This is a genomic window from Neisseria sicca 4320 (genome assembly GCF_000193735.1).
Taxonomy (GTDB): domain Bacteria; phylum Pseudomonadota; class Gammaproteobacteria; order Burkholderiales; family Neisseriaceae; genus Neisseria; species Neisseria sicca_E.
Genome location: NZ_AEPF01000102.1, coordinates 1 through 2,211 on the forward strand (window position 1 = coordinate 1; position 2,211 = coordinate 2,211).

General features: G+C 57.7%; 1 pseudogene. It reads left to right on the forward strand.

The annotated features are described in order from the left end of the window. Nucleotides 1-2,211: pseudogene (locus NSCA4_RS0109250) on the forward strand (hypothetical protein); the annotation flags it as partial.

Here is a 2,211-nt window from a genome sequence, read left to right on the forward strand (position 1 = left end):
GAGCAACACCACTCTGGGCGGTGCGGACTTTGCAACCAAAGGTCAGGCCGCCAGCGAAGAGCAGTTGAACGCAACCCAAGCCAACCTGGCGAACCTGCTCGGCGGTAACGCAGCCAACGACAAAGGCAACGTCACCACTGCCGACATTGGCGGCACAGGCAAAGACAACGTCCACGACGCGATTGCCGCGGTGAAAGAAACTGCCGACAAAGGCTGGAACCTGAACGCCAACGACGAAACCTCGTCTGAAAAAATCGGCGCAGGCGACACCGTAACCTTCAAAGAAGGCAAAAACGTCAAAGTCAGCCGCAACGGTAAGAACATCACCGTAGCGACTTCAGACGACGTCTCCTTCGACAAGGTTACCGTAGGCGGCAGCGTTCTGACCGACAACGGACTGACTGTGGGCAACGGCAAGGCAGGCAAACCTGTCAGCCTGACCAAAGACGGTCTGAACAACGGCGGCAACAAAGTGACCGACATCGCCGCAGGCGAAGCCGACACCGACGCAGTGAACGTTGCACAGCTCAAAGCAGCTGCAGCGAAAGCCACGTCTAAAGTAGACAGCGGCAACGACAACATCGTCGTTACACCAGAGCAAAATGCCGACGGCAGCACCACTTACAAAGTGGCGACCGCACCTGACCTCAAAGCCGACAGCTTCACCGCAGGCGATACCGTTGTGAACAACGACGGCGTTAAAGTCGGCGACAAAGTGGCACTGGGCAAAGACGGTTTGAAAGCAGGCGATGTGAACATCACTGCTGACGGTATCAACGCAGGCAACAAAGCCATCAGCAACGTTGCTGCCGGTGTGAAAGACACCGATGCTGCCAACGTCGGACAGTTGAACCGTTTGGCTGCCGCCGCTAAGACCGAAGTCGAAGCCGGCACCAACATCGCCAGCGTGACCAGCAAACAAGGTGCGAACGGTCAAACCGTTTACACCGTTAACGCAGACGGTGCGAGCGTTTCCGCAGGTTCCGACAACATCGTCGTGACCAAAGGCAACAAAGACGCCGACAACGTGACCGACTACGCGGTTGACCTGTCTAAAGCCGTCAAAGCCGACATCGCCAAAGGCGTAGCGGCGAAAGACGCGGTAGACAACAAAGGCATCAGCTTCGCAGGCGACAGCGGTACGACCGCTGCCAACAAACTAGGCGATACCGTCGCCGTTAAAGGCGATGCCAACATCACCACCAGCGCAGGCGCGAACGGCATTCAGGTCGGCCTCAACAAAGACCTGAAAGTCGACAGCGTCAAAGCAGGCGATACCGTTGTGAACAACAACGGCGTCAAAGTCGGCGACAAAGTGGCTCTGAGCAAAGACGGTCTGAAAGCAGGCGATGTCAACATCACTGCCGAAGGCATCAACGCAGGCGGTAAGAAAGTGACCGGCGTCGCCGCAGGCACCGTCGCCGCAGGCAGCACCGATGCCGTCAACGGCGGACAACTGCACCAAGTTTACGAACTGATCGGCAGCAACGGCGGCAACGTCAACACCGCACCGCCGGTAGTCGAAGCAGACGGCAAAGCAGGCTTGGGCAATATCAAAAACATTACCCTGGTGGACAACAGCAACAACCCGAACGTGACCAACGTGACGAACGAGACCAAGATTGCCCAGTCCAACGGTTACAGCCTCGTGACCTACAACGTCGAAGACCAAGGCATGTACGTGACCAACAACGTCATCGAAGCCGTAGGCCGTATGAACGAACAAGGCATCAAGTTCTTCCATACCAACGACGGCGAAGTGAACCCCGACGTACAGGCACACAACGGCGAAGACTCCAGCGCGAGCGGCGCATACGCCACGGCAGTCGGCTACCAGGCTGCTTCCAAAGGCACCAACGCCATCGCCATCGGTAAAGGCGCCAAAGCCAACGCCGAGAACACCATCGCCATCGGTACCGGCAACATCGTCAGCGGCAAAAACTCCGGCGCCATCGGTGACCCGACCGTAGTAAGCGGCAACAGCGCTTACTCCATCGGTAACAACAACAACGTATCCGCCGACAACGCCTACGCATTGGGCAGCAACATCAAAGCCACGGTTAAAGACTCCGTCTACCTCGGCGACCGCGCCCAAACCCAAGGCATCCGCACGGCTGATGCAGCCAAAGGCGAAGCCTACACCTACGGCGGTCTGAACGACAAAGCCGTGGCAGGCAAAGCAGGTTCGACTGCCGCTGCGAACAAAGTCGC